This is a genomic window from Shinella sp. BE166 (assembly GCF_051201095.1).
Lineage (GTDB): Bacteria > Pseudomonadota > Alphaproteobacteria > Rhizobiales > Rhizobiaceae > Shinella > Shinella lacus.
On record NZ_JBPEHL010000002.1, the window covers coordinates 561,543 to 577,933 of the forward strand.

The 16,391-nt window shown below is 64.8% G+C and carries 15 protein-coding genes; 13 read left to right on the forward strand and 2 right to left on the reverse strand.

Annotated features, from left to right (window positions below):
• Positions 1-4: 4 nt before the first annotated feature.
• Both xth and erpA read right to left on the reverse strand, forming a co-directional pair.
• Positions 5-796, reverse strand: coding sequence for an exodeoxyribonuclease III (gene xth, locus J2Y63_RS06765; protein WP_435265523.1), 792 nt, complete (start codon positions 794-796; stop codon positions 5-7).
• 30 nt (positions 797-826) lie between these two features.
• Positions 827-1,159 carry an iron-sulfur cluster insertion protein ErpA gene (gene erpA / locus J2Y63_RS06770; protein WP_327506890.1) on the reverse strand — a complete coding sequence of 111 codons (333 nt, stop codon included), beginning with the start codon at positions 1,157-1,159 and terminating at the stop codon, positions 827-829.
• A 218-nt stretch (positions 1,160-1,377) separates the two neighbouring features.
• On the opposite strand from erpA, the gene J2Y63_RS06775 reads away from it, so the two are divergent.
• From J2Y63_RS06775 to J2Y63_RS06835, 13 genes are all read left to right on the forward strand, one after another.
• The gene (locus tag J2Y63_RS06775; protein ID WP_435265412.1) at positions 1,378-2,598 is read left to right on the forward strand and encodes a deoxyguanosinetriphosphate triphosphohydrolase; all 1,221 of its coding nucleotides are present in this window, start codon (positions 1,378-1,380) and stop codon (positions 2,596-2,598) included.
• 37 nt (positions 2,599-2,635) lie between these two features.
• Positions 2,636-4,396: an arginine--tRNA ligase gene (gene argS, locus J2Y63_RS06780; protein ID WP_435265413.1), complete on the forward strand. Its 1,761-nt coding sequence runs from the start codon at positions 2,636-2,638 to the stop codon at positions 4,394-4,396.
• A gap of 63 nt (positions 4,397-4,459) precedes the next feature.
• The gene (locus tag J2Y63_RS06785; RefSeq protein ID WP_435265414.1) at positions 4,460-7,753 is read left to right on the forward strand and encodes an SPOR domain-containing protein; all 3,294 of its coding nucleotides are present in this window, start codon (positions 4,460-4,462) and stop codon (positions 7,751-7,753) included.
• A gap of 105 nt (positions 7,754-7,858) precedes the next feature.
• Positions 7,859-8,878 carry a beta-N-acetylhexosaminidase gene (nagZ, locus tag J2Y63_RS06790; RefSeq protein ID WP_435265415.1) on the forward strand — a complete coding sequence of 340 codons (1,020 nt, stop codon included), beginning with the start codon at positions 7,859-7,861 and terminating at the stop codon, positions 8,876-8,878.
• 72 nt (positions 8,879-8,950) lie between these two features.
• Positions 8,951-9,751 carry a segregation and condensation protein A gene (locus J2Y63_RS06795; protein WP_435265416.1) on the forward strand — a complete coding sequence of 267 codons (801 nt, stop codon included), beginning with the start codon at positions 8,951-8,953 and terminating at the stop codon, positions 9,749-9,751.
• 50 nt (positions 9,752-9,801) lie between these two features.
• Positions 9,802-10,467 (forward strand): SMC-Scp complex subunit ScpB, encoded by a 666-nt coding sequence (gene scpB, locus J2Y63_RS06800; protein WP_435265524.1) that lies wholly within the window; start codon positions 9,802-9,804, stop codon positions 10,465-10,467.
• A 73-nt stretch (positions 10,468-10,540) separates the two neighbouring features.
• The gene (locus tag J2Y63_RS06805) at positions 10,541-11,644 is read left to right on the forward strand and encodes an ABC transporter ATP-binding protein (RefSeq protein ID WP_435265417.1); all 1,104 of its coding nucleotides are present in this window, start codon (positions 10,541-10,543) and stop codon (positions 11,642-11,644) included.
• A 42-nt stretch (positions 11,645-11,686) separates the two neighbouring features.
• The gene (locus tag J2Y63_RS06810) at positions 11,687-11,884 is read left to right on the forward strand and encodes a twin-arginine translocase TatA/TatE family subunit (protein ID WP_256116053.1); all 198 of its coding nucleotides are present in this window, start codon (positions 11,687-11,689) and stop codon (positions 11,882-11,884) included.
• A gap of 50 nt (positions 11,885-11,934) precedes the next feature.
• Positions 11,935-12,546 carry a Sec-independent protein translocase protein TatB gene (gene tatB / locus J2Y63_RS06815; protein WP_435265418.1) on the forward strand — a complete coding sequence of 204 codons (612 nt, stop codon included), beginning with the start codon at positions 11,935-11,937 and terminating at the stop codon, positions 12,544-12,546.
• Positions 12,543-13,373 carry a twin-arginine translocase subunit TatC gene (gene tatC / locus J2Y63_RS06820; protein WP_435265419.1) on the forward strand — a complete coding sequence of 277 codons (831 nt, stop codon included), beginning with the start codon at positions 12,543-12,545 and terminating at the stop codon, positions 13,371-13,373. The genes tatB and tatC overlap by 4 nt, the downstream gene beginning before the upstream one ends.
• A gap of 75 nt (positions 13,374-13,448) precedes the next feature.
• The gene (gene serS / locus J2Y63_RS06825; RefSeq protein WP_435265420.1) at positions 13,449-14,732 is read left to right on the forward strand and encodes a serine--tRNA ligase; all 1,284 of its coding nucleotides are present in this window, start codon (positions 13,449-13,451) and stop codon (positions 14,730-14,732) included.
• A gap of 19 nt (positions 14,733-14,751) precedes the next feature.
• Positions 14,752-15,522: a 5'/3'-nucleotidase SurE gene (gene surE / locus J2Y63_RS06830; protein ID WP_319318984.1), complete on the forward strand. Its 771-nt coding sequence runs from the start codon at positions 14,752-14,754 to the stop codon at positions 15,520-15,522.
• A complete protein-coding gene (locus J2Y63_RS06835) occupies positions 15,519-16,175 on the forward strand; it encodes a protein-L-isoaspartate(D-aspartate) O-methyltransferase (RefSeq protein ID WP_435265421.1) in 657 nt (218 codons plus the stop codon). Before surE ends, J2Y63_RS06835 begins: the two co-directional genes overlap by 4 nt.
• The last annotated feature ends 216 nt before the right edge of the window (positions 16,176-16,391 follow it).

Below are 16,391 nucleotides of genomic sequence, written 5' to 3' on the forward strand. Positions count from 1 at the left end.
TGCCTTAGGCCGCGTAATCGAGCACGGCCACGACCGGCACATGGTCGGACGGCTTTTCCCAGGCGCGCACATGCTTTTCGACCGCCGTCGAGACGAGGCGGTCCGAGGCTTCGGCCGACAGCATGAGGTGGTCGATGCGGATGCCGAAATTCTTCGGCCAGCATCCCGCCTGGTAATCCCAGAACGTATAGAGCGGCACGGCATCCGACGTGGCGCGCACGGCATCCGTCAGGCCGAGATTTTCCAGCCGGCGGAAGGCCTGGCGGGTCGGCGGCAGGTAGAGCGCGTCCTTTTCCCAGACCTTGACGTCCCAGCAATCGTGCGGCTCGGGAATGACATTATAGTCGCCGGCGAGAATGAGCGGCTCTTCGAGCGCCAGCCGGTCCTCAGCAAAGGCGATGAGCCGGTCCATCCACGAAAGCTTGTAGGGATATTTCACCGGATCGTCCGGCGGGTTGCCGTTCGGCAGGTAGATGGAGCAGACGCGGATGACGCCGCCCTCGACGGAAAACACGCCCTCGATGAAGCGGGCTTGCTCGTCGCCCTCGCCACCGGGCAGGCCGCGGTTCACTTCGTCCGGGCGGATCTTCGAGAGCAGCGCGACGCCGTTGAAACCCTTCTGCCCGTGCGTCTCGACGTGATAGCCGAGCGCTTCGATCTCGCCGCGCGGAAACGACTCGTCGACCGACTTGATTTCCTGCAACGCGACGATGTCGGGATTGGACTCCTTCAGCCACGCAACCAGATTGTCGATGCGCGCCCGCACGCCGTTGATGTTCCAGGTGGCAATCTTCATCGGCATGCGCGGGTCCTGTGATTCGTTGGTTCAGATCGAGAAGCTGGTGCCGCAGCCGCAGCTTGCGACCGCGTTGGGGTTCTTGATCTGGAAGGATTGGCCGAGCAGGTTGTCGATGAAGTCGATCTCGGACCCGTCCATGTAGACGAGGGAGAGCTGGTCGATCAGCACCTTGGCCTTGTCCTTTTCGAGCACCAGGTCGTCGTCCTGCTGGTCCTCGACGAGGTCGAATTTATAGGAGAAGCCGGAACAGCCGCCGCCTTCCACGGAGACGCGCAACGCCTGTTTTTCCGGCGAGGAATTGAGGATCGACGCGATGCGCCTTGCGGCGGCGTCGGAAATACTTACGGACTTGTCGTTCATGTCTGCCTCCTGCCGGGGTCAAGATCCGGAGAGAATCGCTCTGTCGCACAGATGGCGACTTCGTCGCCGATGGCAGGGGCGGCTGCGGAGCGTCTTGGGCAAATCCCTGAAAAGGCTTGCATTTCACGCTCAGCTTGCAGCCGGACTTGCCGCTGTGCACACTATAGGTATGAAGGCATTGCGGCCGCGTCAATGGGCGGCGTGAATGCAGGTGACGAATGACACTGGACAGACATGCGCTGGGTTTCGGCGCGGGGCAACGCGCCATCTATGCCTCCGACCCCTGGGCGACCCGCGGGCGGCTTTATCCCGAGCCGGAAAGCCCCACGCGGTCGGACTTCCAGCGCGACCGCGACCGCATCGTGCACACCACGGCCTTCCGCCGCCTGAAGCACAAGACGCAGGTCTTCATCGCCGCCGACGGCGACCATTACCGCACGCGCCTGACCCACACGATCGAGGTGGCGCAGATTGCGCGTGCGCTGGCGCGCGCGCTGAAGCTCGACGAGGACCTCGCCGAGGGGGTGGCGCTGGTGCATGATTTCGGCCACACGCCCTTCGGCCATACCGGCGAGGACGCGCTGCACGAGGTGCTGGAGCCCTTCGGCGGCTTCGACCACAATGCGCAGTCGCTGCGCATTGTCACCAAGCTGGAGCGGCGTTATGCCGATTTCGACGGGCTGAACCTCACCTGGGAAAGCCTGGAGGGCCTCGTCAAGCACAACGGGCCGCTGATCGGCCCGACGGGCGAATGCACGCACGGAGACGACGTGCCCCGGCCGATCCTCGAATATTGCGCCGTGCACGACCTTGAGCTGGCGAGTTATGCCAGCCTGGAGGCGCAGGTCGCGGCGATCGCCGATGACATCGCCTACAACACCCATGACATCGACGATGGCCTGCGCTCCGGCTACCTGACCTTCGACATGCTGGAGGACGTGCCGTTCCTTGCAAAACTGATGCGCGACGTGCGCGAGCGCTATCCGGACCTCGAAGCTTCGCGCTTCACCCACGAGATCATGCGCCGCCAGATCACCGCCATGGTGGAAGACGTGATCGGCTATGCCCAGCAGGCGATCCGCGAGGAGCGCCCGGAAAGTGCCGAGGACGTGCGCAAGGCGCGCCGGGTGCTTGCGACCTTCACCGACGAGATGGCGGTCACCGACAAGCAGATCAAGCGCCTGCTGTTTTCCCGCATCTATCGCCACCCGGAGGTGATGCGCGTGCGCGCCAATGCGGCGTCCATCCTGACGGACCTCTATCACGCCTATATGGACGACCCGCAGCTCATGCAGGGGCACTATTGGGTGGACCGCATTTCGACCATGCCGGAATCGGCGCGCGCCCGCCATGTCGGCGATTATCTCGCGGGAATGACCGACAACTACGCGATCAACACGCACCGCCGGCTGTTTGACCATACCCCGGAATTGCGATAGTCAGCCGCCCACGGATCGCTTCGCGCGGATGGATGAGATGAACCTTTTTACAGACTTCGACAACAGAATCAAAAACGTACTCGAAGGACTTGAAATCGTCCGTGAGAAGCGCGCCGAGCTGGATTTCGGCCGCATCAGCGTCGAGCCGCCGCGCGACCAAAGCCATGGCGACGTGGCGACCAATGCCGCCATGGTGCTGGCAAAGCCGCTCGGTCTCAATCCGCGCGCACTCGCCGACCTCATCGTCGAGGAGCTGAAGAAGGACCCGCAGGTCGCCGAGGTCGCCGTCGCCGGACCGGGCTTCATCAACGTGCGCCTTTCGGTCGCCTATTGGCAGGCGCTGCTCGCCGGCATGATCCGGCAGGGCACGGACTATGGCCGCGGCTCGCTCGGCACCGGGCGCAAGGTGAATGTGGAATATGTCTCCGCCAACCCGACCGGCCCGATGCATGTCGGCCATTGCCGGGGTGCCGTGGTGGGCGATGCGCTCGCCAACCTGCTGGGCTTTGCCGGCTATGCGGTGACAAAGGAATATTACATCAACGACGCCGGCTCGCAGATCGACGTGCTGGCCCGCTCGGCGTTCCTGCGCTACCGCGAGGCGCTGGGCGAGGCGATCGGCGATATTCCGTCGGGCCTCTATCCGGGCGATTACCTGAAGCCGGTCGGCGAGGCGCTGGCGGAAGAGTTCGGCACGACCCTGCGCGCCATGCCGGAACACCAGTGGATGCCGCTCGTCAAGGACAGGACGATCGACGCGATGATGGCGATGATCCGCGAGGATCTGGCCGCGCTCAACGTCCACCATGACGTCTTCTATTCCGAACGTTCGCTGCATGCCGGCAACGGCGCACCGATCCGCACGGCGATCAACGACCTGACCTTCAAGGGCCATGTCTACAAGGGCGTTCTGCCGCCGCCGAAGGGCCAGCTGCCGGAAGACTGGGAAGACCGCGAGCAAACGCTGTTCCGTTCGACGGAAGTGGGCGACGATATCGACCGTCCGCTGATCAAGTCCGACGGCTCCTATACCTACTTCGCCGCCGACGTCGCCTATTTCAAGGACAAGTTCGACCGCGGCTTCGACGAGATGATCTATGTGCTCGGTGCCGACCATGGCGGTTACGTCAAGCGCCTGGAGGCCGTCGCGCGCGCCGTATCCGAAGGTAAGGCGAAGCTGACGGTGCTGCTCTGCCAGCTCGTCAAGCTGTTCCGCAGTGGCGAGCCGGTCAAGATGTCGAAGCGCTCCGGCGACTTCGTCACGCTGCGCGACGTGGTCGACGAGGTCGGCCGCGATTCCGTGCGCTTCATGATGCTCTATCGCAAGAACAGCGAGCCGCTCGACTTCGACTTCGCCAAGGTGACGGAGCAGTCCAAGGACAATCCGGTCTTCTATGTGCAATATGCCCATGCGCGCTGCATGTCGGTGTTCCGCCAGGCGGCAGAAGCCTTTCCGGGGCTCGACATCGGTTCGCTCGATCTCGCCGCGGCGATCGAGGGCAATATCGCTGATCCTAGCGAGTTGCAGCTTCTCGCAAAGCTGGCAGAATATCCCCGCGTCATCGAGGGCGCGGCACTGGCGCACGAGCCGCACCGCATCGCTTTTTACCTCTATGATCTTGCCAGTGCTTTCCATGCGCATTGGAATAAAGGCAAAGAGCAACCGGAATTACGGTTTGTTAACGATAAAAATAGAGAATTGAGTATTGCCAGACTTGGGCTGGTGAATGCTGTCGCGTCTGTTCTTAAGTCCGGCCTGTCGATTACAGGCACGGCCGCCCCGGACGAAATGCGATAACGTCACCATTTCCCCACAATAAGCTGGCAAACGCGTTTTTGTAGCTTGTGAGTGGGAAGCAGTATGGCAGAGAAGAACTTCGCGCGAAGCGGAACCGCTGACACGGATCTCCTGGCGGACGACGATCCGTTGGCCGAGCTTGCCCGTCTCGTCGGCTACGAGCCGCGTCCGCTTCAGGACGTCCGCAAGCCTTCCCCCGAACCGGTCGCCGACGCCGCGCAAACTGTGCCGCGACGGGACAACCCCGTGCTCGCCCTCGAGGACGAGCTGATGCGCGCCTTCGAGCAATATGACACGCCAAGCCGCGTCGCGGTCGAGCCGGTCGTCGCCGAGCGGGCGGCCCCGCGCCATGTCGAGCCCGTCTTCGACGCGCCGGAGCCGGTCGCCGAAGAGAGCGATGCTGTTCTGGACGAAGTGCCGACGCGCGACGTCGCCGCGAGCGATATCGGTAACCGCGAGCCTTCCTTCGAAGAACCGTCCGTCACTGAGCAGGCGATCGAGCCGTCTTTCGAGGATGCGCTGATCGTCGGCGATCCGCAGTACGGCGCCACACTCAGCGAGGTCGAATATCGCGAGCCCGCTTTTAAAGAGCCAGCGGTCGAGCCGACTCCTGTTGAAGAAGAAGTGGTTGCCGATGTCCGGCCGGCCGATCCTGAGCCGGAACTGGAATTCGATCCCGCCTTGTTGCTGGCCGACGAGCTTGAAACGGCCGTGCATGAAGACGTGCCCGCCGTCGAGGCCGAGCCGACGGCGCATGCGGGCCTGAAATTCGTCGAGAGGCTGGAGCCGCGCTTCGAACAGCGCAGCGAGCCGGTCGTCGAAACCTATATTCCCGAGCGCACCAGCGCTGATGAGCACCAGCCGGCCTTCCTCGGCTTCCAGCCGCACGCCGCGGACGAAAACCCGCTCGACGATGTCGGCCTCGACCTGGAGCGCGAGCTAGAGCTTTCGATCGGCGACGGTTTTGCCGACGATCTTTTGGCCGACGACCGCGCGCCGCGCGAGCACAGCGCCGAAGCCTCCTTCGTCGAGCCGCTGCCGGTGACCGTGGAAGCTGACGGCGAACCGAATTTTGACGGCTGGATGCCGGACGAGACTGTCCGCGAGGATGCCGAGCCGTTCCACGCGGAGCCGGTCTATGCCCGCGACGAGCCGCATTTCGTCGCCGAAATGCCCTTCGAAAACCGCGAGGACCGCGCCCGTGCGGTAGCGGAAGCCGAAACGCAATGGCAGGCCGAAGAACCCACGCTCGAAGCCGAGCCCGACTACCGGGTTGAATCCGTCGAGCCGGGCCAGAACTACGACCGCGATGCGCTGCTGGCCGAGGTCGAGCGTTATCCCGTGCCGGAAACCCGCTCTTCGCTTGCCGCCGTGACGGCGACGCCGCGCACCACCGGCGGCCTCTCCTCCATCTTCGGCCGCGCGACGCCCGTCGCGCACCGCCAGCCGGTTGCCGAGACGGCGCGGACGCCGTTCGTCGAGACCGTTCGCGAACCGGTCTTCGAACCCGTCCAGAGCCCGGTCGTCGAGACCCGCCACGAGCCGGTCGCGATGCCGACCCCGGTCGCCGCCGAGCCGGACCTCGATTTCGAGAACCTGGAATTCGACCTGTCCGATATCGACCTGGATCTTTCCGATTTCTCGCTGGACGACGAGCCGGTGAAGGAAGAGGTGAAGGCCGAGGTCGCAAGGCCGGTCGAGGTGGTGACGCCCGTGCGCCGCGAACCCGCCGTCGCCGTTCCGGTCTCCACCTATACCGCGCCGCAGCCGGTCATCACCGAGACGGCCGATGGCGCGCTGCCCTTCGACCCCGCGATGATTGCCGATACGGACGAGGGCGTCTCCCCGGTGACCGAGCTCGACGTGCCGCAGCTTCCGGTCATCGAGAAGGAAAAGCCGCCGGTCTACCAGCCGGACTATGATTTCGACATCGACGCGGAAATGGCGCAGCTCTTCACCGAGCCATCGAACAAGGCGCGCACGGAAGACCTACAGGCGGGTGTTGCCGCCGGCGCGGTTGCCGCGGCCGTCGCCCAGCCGACGGCGCAGATCAACGATGTCGACGATTTCGAGCGCGCGCTGGAAGAGGATTTCCGCCGCTCGCTGAGCCAGCCGGAGCGCATGGCGATCCCGGTCGATCCCGGCCAGGCGAGCACGCTCTATACCGGCGACGGGTATGACGACGAGCAGGCGCGCCCGCGCCGCGGCCTGCTGATCGCCGCTTCCCTCGCGGCCCTTCTGCTGGTCGGCGGTGGCGGCGTCTACGCCTGGACCGCTTTTACCGGCGGCACGGCCGGTTCAGGCGAGCCGCGCGTCATCCTCGCAGACAAGACACCGGTGAAGATCGTGCCGGAGGAAAAGGGCGGCAAGACCGTCCCGAACCAGGACAAGGCCGTCTACGACCGCGTCGCAGGCGACGCTGCCGCCACGCCGCAGCAGGAACAGCTCGTCACCTCGACGGAAGAGCCGGTGGACGTCGTGCAGCGCACGCTGACGCCGGAAACCCTGCCGTTCGACGGTCCGGAAGACGGCGTCGAAGCGGTCATCCAGGCGGACGACGAGAACCGTCTGCTGCCGGGCGTCGACGAGCCCCAGACCGCAACGACGGAAGGCGGCAACAAGCCGCTCGTCTCGCCGCGCAAGGTCAAGACGATGATCGTCAAGCCGGACGGCACGCTGGTCGCCCGCGAGGAAACGGTCACCGACCCGGTGGTCGAAACGGCCGATATCGACGCCAAGGCCACCGCAACGACTGGCAGCGCCTCGGGCGAAGCCGTCGCGACGGCAAATGCGACGATCGATGCGGATTCCTCGCTCAGCGCCGAGCAGGCGGCAAGCGAAGGCCAGCCGCGCTCTGCGCTCGCCGAAGTGGCGGATGCGCAAGTTGACGACACTGCTCCGGTGCGCACCGTGAAGACGACGACGATCGGCGCGACGGACACCTCGACGGACGGCAACGCGCCGCTTCCGGAAACCCGCCCGATCGACCAGCCGGTCACCGTCGTCGGCACCGTCACCGAAAACGGCAATGTCTCGGGCACGCAGACTGCCGAAGCAAAGCCGGCCGAAACCCAGCAGACGGCGGAACAGACGCAGGTCGCAGCCGTCGCCCCCGGCAGCTACGTGATCCAGATCGCCTCGCTGCCGTCCGAAGCCGAAGCGCAGAAGAGCTACAACTCGCTGTCCTCGAAATTCTCGAGCGTCATCGGCGGCCGCGGCGTGGATATCAAGAAGGCGGAAATCCCCAACAAGGGCACCTTCTTCCGTGTGCGCATTCCGGTCGGCTCGCGCGAAGAGGCGAACTCGCTCTGCAGTCGCTACAAGAGCGCGGGCGGCAGCTGCCTCGTCACCCGCTGAGGCCGGCAGAGATTTTCTGAAGAGGCGCGGCAGGTCCGCGCCTCTTTGATTCCCGCGAAGGCGCACCCCTTCGTCTTTCCAAACCGAACCTCTAAGATTGCGGACATGAGCGAATCGAAATCCTTCCTTTCGGGCTGCAAGGGCCTGAGCCTCACCGCCGACGAAAAGGCCTTCTTCCGCAGCGAGCGGCCCTGGGGCTTCATCCTCTTCGGCCGCAATATCGGCGAGCCGGCGCAGGTGGCAGACCTGACGGCCGAGATGCGTGACTGCATTGGCGGCGGCAGCGACATTGCCGTGCTGATCGACCAGGAGGGCGGCCGCGTCCAGCGCATCAAGCCGCCGCATGTGCAGCAATATCCGAATGCCGCGGCGCTCGGCGCGATCTACCGCGCGGACGCGGAAAAGGGGCTGCGCGCCGCCTGGCTGATGTCGCGCCTGCATGCCTTCGATCTTCTGCGCCTCGGCATCAATGTCGATTGCCTGCCGGTCTTGGATGTCGCCGTGCCGGGCGTGCACGATGTCATCGGCAACCGCGCCTACGGCCAGGAACCGGAGATCGTCTCGGTGATGGGCAAGGCGGCGGCGGAGGGCCTCAAGGCCGGCGGCCTGCTGCCGATCATGAAGCACATTCCGGGCCACGGCCGCACCATGGTCGATTCGCACCATGACCTTCCGGTCGTGCATGCTAGCCGCGAAGAGCTGGAGGCCTGCGACTTCGTGCCCTTCCGGCGCCTGAAGGACGAGCTGATGGCGATGTCCGCGCATATCGTCTTCACTGCCATCGACGGCGACAATCCGGCGACGACGTCGGCCAAGGTGGTGAGCGAGATCATCCGCGGCCATATCGGTTTCGACGGGCTGCTGATGTCCGACGACGTGTCGATGAACGCGCTGAAAGGCGATATTGCTGCAAGAAGCCGGGGAATCATCGCCGCGGGGCTCGACATGGTGTTGCATTGCCATGGCATCATGGACGAAATGATAGCGGTGACCGAAAACGTGCCGCCGCTCACGGGCGACAGCCTGCGGCGGGCGAATGCGGTGCGCGCGGGCTTCCCGACGCCGGATGGGGCGGACGAGCAGGCGCTGCGCGAAGAGTTCAACGCGATGATCGCGGTGGCTTAAAAACGCTAGAGGGGCGACGTGCAGGGAACGGGGCCGAAGCCACAGAAGAAGGGTCGCGGTGCGGATGCGCCGATGGACGACCTGTGGCAGGAGGGCGGCGAGGAGCGGGGGCTTTCCGAGGAAAGCCTCGTCGTCGATCTCGCCGGCTTCGAAGGCCCGCTCGACCTTCTCCTGCATCTTGCCCGCACGCAGAAGGTGGATCTCACCCGCATCTCCGTGCTGGCGCTCGCCGAGCAATATCTCGTCTTCATCGACCGGGCGCGAAAGATCCGCATCGAGCTTGCGGCCGACTATCTCGTCATGGCGGCCTGGCTCGCCTATCTCAAATCCCGCCTGCTGATCCCGCGGCAGGCAAAGGACGACGGTCCCTCCGGCGAGGAAATGGCGGCGAGCCTTGCCTTCCGCCTGAAGCGGCTGGAGGCGATGCGCGATGCAGCGACCCGGCTCGTCAACCGTAACCGCCTCGGCCGCGACGTCTTTGCCCGCGGCATGCCGGAACACATTCCGGTCGAACGAAGCTCGACCTTCGAGGCCTCGCTCTATGACCTGCTCAACGCCTATGCGTCGCTGCGCCAGCGCCATGCCATCACCCAGGTCACCATAGAAAAGCGCACCGTCTGGTCGCTCGCCGAGGCGCGGGACATCCTGTCGCTGCTGGTCGGTGAGTTCGAGGACTGGACGGCGCTCGACCATTTCTTGCTGCGCTACCTGACCGACCCGGCTGACCGCACCACGGCGATCGCCAGCGCTTTTGCGGCGACGCTGGAAATGGTGCGGGAAGGGCGGCTGGAGCTTCGCCAGGACGGCGCCTTCCAGCCGATCTACCTGCGCCGCGGGCCGAACCCCGAAGGCGACGAGGACGGGGGGCCGTGAGCGTGATCGAAGGCGAGGACGACGCACCGCGCGATGCGGATGGCGGCACGATCGTCGATCCGCGCCGGCTGCACGAGGCCGCGCGCATCGCCGAAGCCCTGGTCTTCGCCTCCGCCGGCCCGGTCTCCGCGGCCTATATCGCCGAGCGCCTGCCGCGCGGCGTCGATGTGTTGCATGTCATGCGCGAATTGAAGGGGCTTTATGCCGGGCGCGGCGTCAACCTCGTGCAGATGGACGACAATTGGGCTTTCCGCACCGCGCCGGACCTATCCTTCGTCATCCGCACCGACGAGACGGAGCTGCGCAAACTGTCGCGCGCCGCCCTCGAAGTGCTGTCGATCATCGCCTATCACCAGCCGGTCACGCGTGCCGAAATCGAGGATATCCGCGGCGTGCAGACCTCCAAGGGCACGCTGGACGTGCTGATGGAGGCGGGCTGGGTGCGGTTTCGCGGCCGCCGGCGCTCGCCCGGGCGCCCGGTCACCTTCGGCACGACGCGCGATTTTCTCGATCATTTCGGCCTCGAAGACCTGCGCGACCTGCCGGGGCTGGAAGAGCTGAAGGGCGCTGGCCTGCTGACCGGCCGCATCCCTGCCAATTTCCAGGTGCCCATGCCGCTTCGCGAGGACGAACTGGCGGAAGACGAGGACCCGATCACCCAGCTCGACCTCGAAGAACTCGGTCTCTTGACACCGGGCGGAAAAGAAGACGAATAGACGAAGCTTATCGCCAGCACCGGTCGCCGGCGACACGCCAGTGACTGGCCAAGGGACTGGGAAAACTTCGGAAATGGCTTCGGACCCGTCAGGCTCCAACGGTATCGAGACGAGACGGGCATCGGCTGTGATGTTCGGCGCGCGCCTGTCTTTCGAGGATATCCACCACAGCTACCACAACAAGCAGACGATCCGCGGCATTTCGCTGACGGCGGAGCCCGGCGAGGTTCTCTGCCTGCTCGGCCCCTCCGGTTCCGGCAAGACGACGCTATTGCGCATCGCCGCCGGCATCGAGGCGCAGATCGCCGGCCGTGTGCTGCTCAACGACCGCGAGATCGCCGGCCCGACCACCTTCCTGCCGCCCGAGCGGCGTGGCGTCGGCCTGATGTTCCAGGATTTCGCGCTGTTCCCGCATATGTCGGTGCTCGAAAATGTGCGCTTCGGCCTGACGGCCCTGCCGCGAGCGGAAGCGGAAGCCGAGGCGCTGGTGGCGCTCGACCGCGTCGGACTGTCGCACTATGCCCAGAAATTTCCGCATGTCCTGTCCGGCGGCGAGCAGCAGCGCGTGGCGCTTGCCCGTGCGCTTGCGCCGCGGCCGTCGGTCCTGCTGATGGACGAGCCGTTCTCCGGCCTCGATTCGCGCCTCAAGGATTCGATCCGCGCCGACACGCTGGCGATCCTGCGCCACTCGCGCGCCAGCGCCATCGTGGTGACCCATGATGCCGAGGAGGCGATGCGCATGGGCGACCGGATCGCGCTTCTGAAGGACGGTCGCCTCGTGCAGGTGGGCACGGCGGAAGAGCTCTATCTTCGCCCGAAAAACATCTTTGCGGCCGCTTTCTTCTCCGAAATCAACGAATTTCCCGGCCATGTGCGCGGCGGCGTCGTCGAAACGCCGCTCGGCAATGCCGACGGCAGGGATTTTTCGGACGGCCAGAAAGTGCATGTCGCGGTGCGCCTGTCGGGCCTGCACGTCATGGAAACCGGCGGCGACATTCCGGCGCGCATCCTGTCGCGGCGCTTTCTCGGCGTGGTCGAGCTGCTGGATCTCGCCGTGCCGGGCACCGATCGGCCGGTTCGGGCGCGTGTCAGGGCCGATCAATTGGCGGCCGGATTGCGCGACGTCACGCTTTCGGCTAACCAGCGCGACATACTAGTGTTTGAAAAAAACGCCTGAACGTCTTACATCGGGGTTCGAGTTCGAAAGGGAGTTACGGGAATGGGTTCTTTCAGCATCTGGCATTGGCTGATCGTTCTGGTGGTTGTGCTGCTGCTGTTCGGCCGCGGCAAGATTCCGGAACTGATGGGTGATGTCGCCAAGGGCATCAAGAATTTCAAGAAGGGCATGTCCGAAGAGGAAGCGGCCGCCGCCGACAAGGCGAAGACCGTCGATCACAAGGCTGACGAGGTCAAGTGACCGGCGTTTGGCCGCGGGCGGTGGTTCGCGGCCCATGAGGACAATACCCAATGCTTGATGTCGGCTGGACCGAAATACTCGTCATCGCGATCGTCTTGATCATCGTGGTCGGTCCGAAGGACCTGCCGCAGATGCTGCGCACGTTCGGCCGCATGATGTCGAAGATGCGCGGCATGGCGAGCGATTTCCGCCAGCAGTTCGATGAGGCGCTGCGCGAGGCCGATCTCGAAGATGTGAAGAAGACGATCGGCGAGGCGCAGAAGCTCAATCCGCTGAACACCATTCGCGAGGCGGTCAATCCGCTGCGCCAGATGGGCAACGAGATCAAGGCGGACCTGCAGAAGTCGGCCAGCTCCGTTACATCGTCGACGAGCACGAGCACGCCGGCGGAGAGCGTACCGCTCGCCGTGCCGTCCGAGGCCAACAAGCCGGCCTCGGCAGAGCCGGTGGCAGCCGTCCCACTAAAGGCGGGGCCGACAAAGAAGACGGCGGCGAAGAAGCCTGCCGAAACGGCCGCGAAGGCCACGAAGCCGCGCAAGGCGGCCGCCAAGCTCGAGGCCGAGACGAAGGCCGCTGCCAAGTCGGCGGCAAAGGTCGCCACGGCCAAGAAGGCCGCTCCCGCCAAGGCCAAGACGACAAAGACCAAGAAGGACGAGGCATGAGCGGCGATATCGAAGACAAGCCCCAGCCGCTGATCGAGCACCTGATCGAGCTCCGCCAGCGCCTGCTCTGGGCGGTCGGCGCCTTTTTCGTCGCCTTCCTGGTCTGCTTCTATTTCGCCAAGCAGCTCTTCAACCTGCTCGTCCTGCCCTTCAAATGGGCGGTGGAGTGGGCGGGGCTGACGCATCGCAATGTGGAGCTGATCTACACGGCGCCGCAGGAATTCTTCTTCACGCAGATCAAGGTCGCCATGTTCGGCGCCTTCGTCATCGCTTTCCCGGTGATCGCCCAGCAGGTCTATAAGTTCGTGGCGCCCGGCCTCTACAAGAACGAGCGCTCGGCCTTCCTGCCGTTCCTGATCGCTTCGCCGATCCTGTTCCTGATCGGCGCCGCACTGGTCTATTTCTTCTTCACGCCCATGGTCATGTGGTTCTTCCTCGCCATGGAGCAGGGCGGCGGCGAAGGGCAGGTCTCCATCCAGCTGCTGCCGAAGGTTTCCGAATATCTCAGCCTGATCATGTCGCTGATCTTCGCCTTCGGCCTCGTGTTCCAGCTCCCGGTCATCTCGTCGCTTCTGGTGCGCGCCGGCTTCATCACGTCGCAGACGCTGAAGGAAAAGCGCAAATACGCGATCGTCATTGCCTTCGTGGTGGCGGCCGTGCTGACGCCGCCCGATCCGGTTTCCCAGATCGGCCTTGCACTGCCGGCCATCCTTCTCTACGAGATTTCCATCTATACGGCCCGACTCATCGAACGGCAGCGGGCGAACGCCTCGAACGCGCAGGACGCGGAAAACGAGGTCGTAGCAACCCCGGGCGAGGCCGACTGAGGCTTTTCCCGCGGCGTTGCCGCAGGTCGCTGCCGGGCGGGGTGAGCCTTCATCCAAAGAACGCCTGGAACGACAATGCTTGATATCAAATGGATCCGCGACAATGCCGACGCCTTCGACGCCGCCCTGGCGAAGCGCGGCGCAAGCCCCCTCGCAAAGGCGCTGATCGACCTCGACGAGAAGCGCCGCAGCGTCATCCAGAAGGCGCAGGACATGCAGTCGCGCCGCAACGCCGCCTCCAAGGAGATCGGCGCGGCGATGGCGCAGAAGAACGGCGAACTTGCCGACAAGCTGAAGGCCGAAGTCTCCGCCATCAAGGATCTGCTTCCCGCAGCCGAAGAGGAAGAGCGCCAGGTCACCGCCGAGCTTACCGACCAGCTCTCGCGCATTCCCAACATCCCGTTCGACGACGTGCCGGTCGGCTCGGACGAGACCGGCAATGTGGAAAAGCTGCAATGGGGAGCCAAGCCCGGCTGGAACCACAAGGCGCTGGAGCACTACGAAATCGGCGAGGCGCTCGGCTGGATGGATTTCGAGGCCGCGGCGAAGATCGCCGGCTCGCGCTTCACCGTGCTGAAGGGCCAGCTTGCCCGCCTGGAGCGTGCGCTCGGCCAGTTCATGATCGACGTCCACACGGGCGAACACGGCTATACGGAAGTGCATGCGCCACTGCTGGTGCGCGACGACGCCATGTACGGCACCGGCCAGCTGCCGAAATTCGCCGAAGACCTGTTCCGCACCACGGACGGCCGCTGGCTGATCCCGACGGCGGAAGTCTCGCTGACCAATCTCGTGCGCGAGGAAATCCTCGACCAGGACAAGCTGCCGCTCCGTTTCACGGCGCTCACACCGTGCTTCCGCTCGGAGGCGGGTTCGGCCGGTCGTGACACGCGCGGCATGCTGCGCCAGCACCAGTTCATGAAGTGCGAACTCGTCTCGATCACCGATGCGGACAGCTCGATCGACGAACACGAGCGCATGACGGCCTGCGCCGAAGAAATCCTCAAGCGCCTCGGCCTGCACTACCGCGTCATGACGCTGTGCACCGGCGACATGGGTTTTGGCGCCCGCAAGACCTACGACTTGGAAGTCTGGCTGCCGGGGCAGGATACGTTCCGCGAGATCTCGTCCGTTTCGGTCTGCGGTGATTTCCAGGCGCGCCGCATGAATGCGCGCTATCGCGGCAAGGACGACAAGGCGACCAAGTTCGTGCACACGCTGAACGGCTCGGGCACGGCCGTCGGCCGCGCGCTGATCGCCGTCATGGAAAACTACCTGAACGAGGACGGCACGGTCACGGTGCCCGATGTCCTGCTGCCCTATATGGGCGGCCTGAAGAAGATCGAGAAGGCCGCCTGAGGCGGCGGGCGGAGACGAGATGCGCATCCTTCTGACCAATGACGACGGCATCCATGCCGAGGGCCTCGCAGCCCTCGAGCGGATCGCCCGGGAACTGACGGACGATGTCTGGGTCGTGGCGCCCGAGACCGACCAGAGCGGCCTTGCCCATTCGCTGACGCTCTCCGAGCCGCTGCGCCTGCGCAAGATCGACGACAAGCGTTACGCGTTGCGCGGCACGCCGACGGATTGCGTCATCATGGGCGTGCGCGAAGTTTTGGACGTCAAGCCGGACCTCGTTCTCTCCGGCGTCAATGCCGGCGCCAACATGGCCGATGACGTGACCTATTCGGGCACGATCGCCGGCGCCATCGAAGGCACGCTGCAGGGCATCAAGTCGATGGCGCTGAGCCAGGCCTACCACCATGCCAGCGGCCGCGTCGTGCCGTGGGAAGTGGCCGAAACCTTCGCGCCAAAACTCATCCGCCAGCTGATGGACGTCGAACTGCCGGACTGGACCTTCTTCAACCTGAACTTCCCCAACTGCACCCCCGCCGAACTCAAGGGCGTCGAGGTGACGAGCCAGGGCAAGCTCGATTTCGGTCTCACGATCGACGAGCGCGCCGATGGCCGGGGCTTCCCCTATTACTGGCTGCGCTTCGGCGAGCGGAAGGGCGACTTCCGCGTCGGCACCGATATCCACGCGGTCAAGAACCACAAGATCTCGGTCACGCCGCTGAAACTCGACCTCACGGATTACACCGTGCTCGATCGCGTGCAGCGCGTGCTCAACGGCGAGGATGCGGATTGAACACGGGACGGGTGATCGAGAAGGAAGGTTTTGCCGCGCTGGCGCTGCGCCTGCGCGGGCAGGGCATCAACAATCTCGACCTCCTGACGGCCGTGGAGCAGACGCCGCGCACGCTCTTCGTGCCGCCGCAGTTTGCCGGCGAGGCCTATTCGCGCCGCGTCCTGCCGCTCGACTGCGGCTCCTTCATGGAGGGAATCGACCTTGCGGTGCGCGTGCTGCATCTGCTCAGCCTCAAGGCCGGCCAGCGCATCCTCGAAGTCGGCACCGGCAGCGGCTTCACCGCCGCCGTCATGGGCCGTCTGACGGAGCGCGTGCTGACGGTCGACCGCTACCGCACGCTCGCCACCAATGCGCAGCAATCCATCGAAAAGGCCGGCATCCGCAATGTCATCGTGCGCCAGGCCGATGGCAGCAACGGCATGCCGGGCGAGGGCACCTTCGACCGCATCCTCGTCACCGCCGCCTTCCAGGCTCTGCCGCGCTTCTTCGCCGAACAGCTCGTCTCCGGCGGCATGCTGATCGCCCCCGTCATGGTCAGCGACACCGAGTGCCGCATGCTGAAGCTGACCAAGACCGGCAGCCGCTTTGACCGCGAAGACCTCTTCGAGGTGCCTTACCTGCCGATCGTGCCGCAGATGGCGCAGGCGCTCTAATCAAACTCTCATTCATGGCTTTTACGGCTTGGCAGGCGTCCGCCTGCTGAGTCTCGTAGCGTTTTTTCCCGGAAAATCAGTCCCTCCAGCGAACGCGTCTTGGCGCTCGGCCCGGATTCCCATCGCGATTTCAGCGCGTTAACCTTTTGTTAACCAACGTAAGCTTCGCGCAAGCTTCGGGGCGTAGGCCGATAGCGAAGCAGAAGTTTCCACACA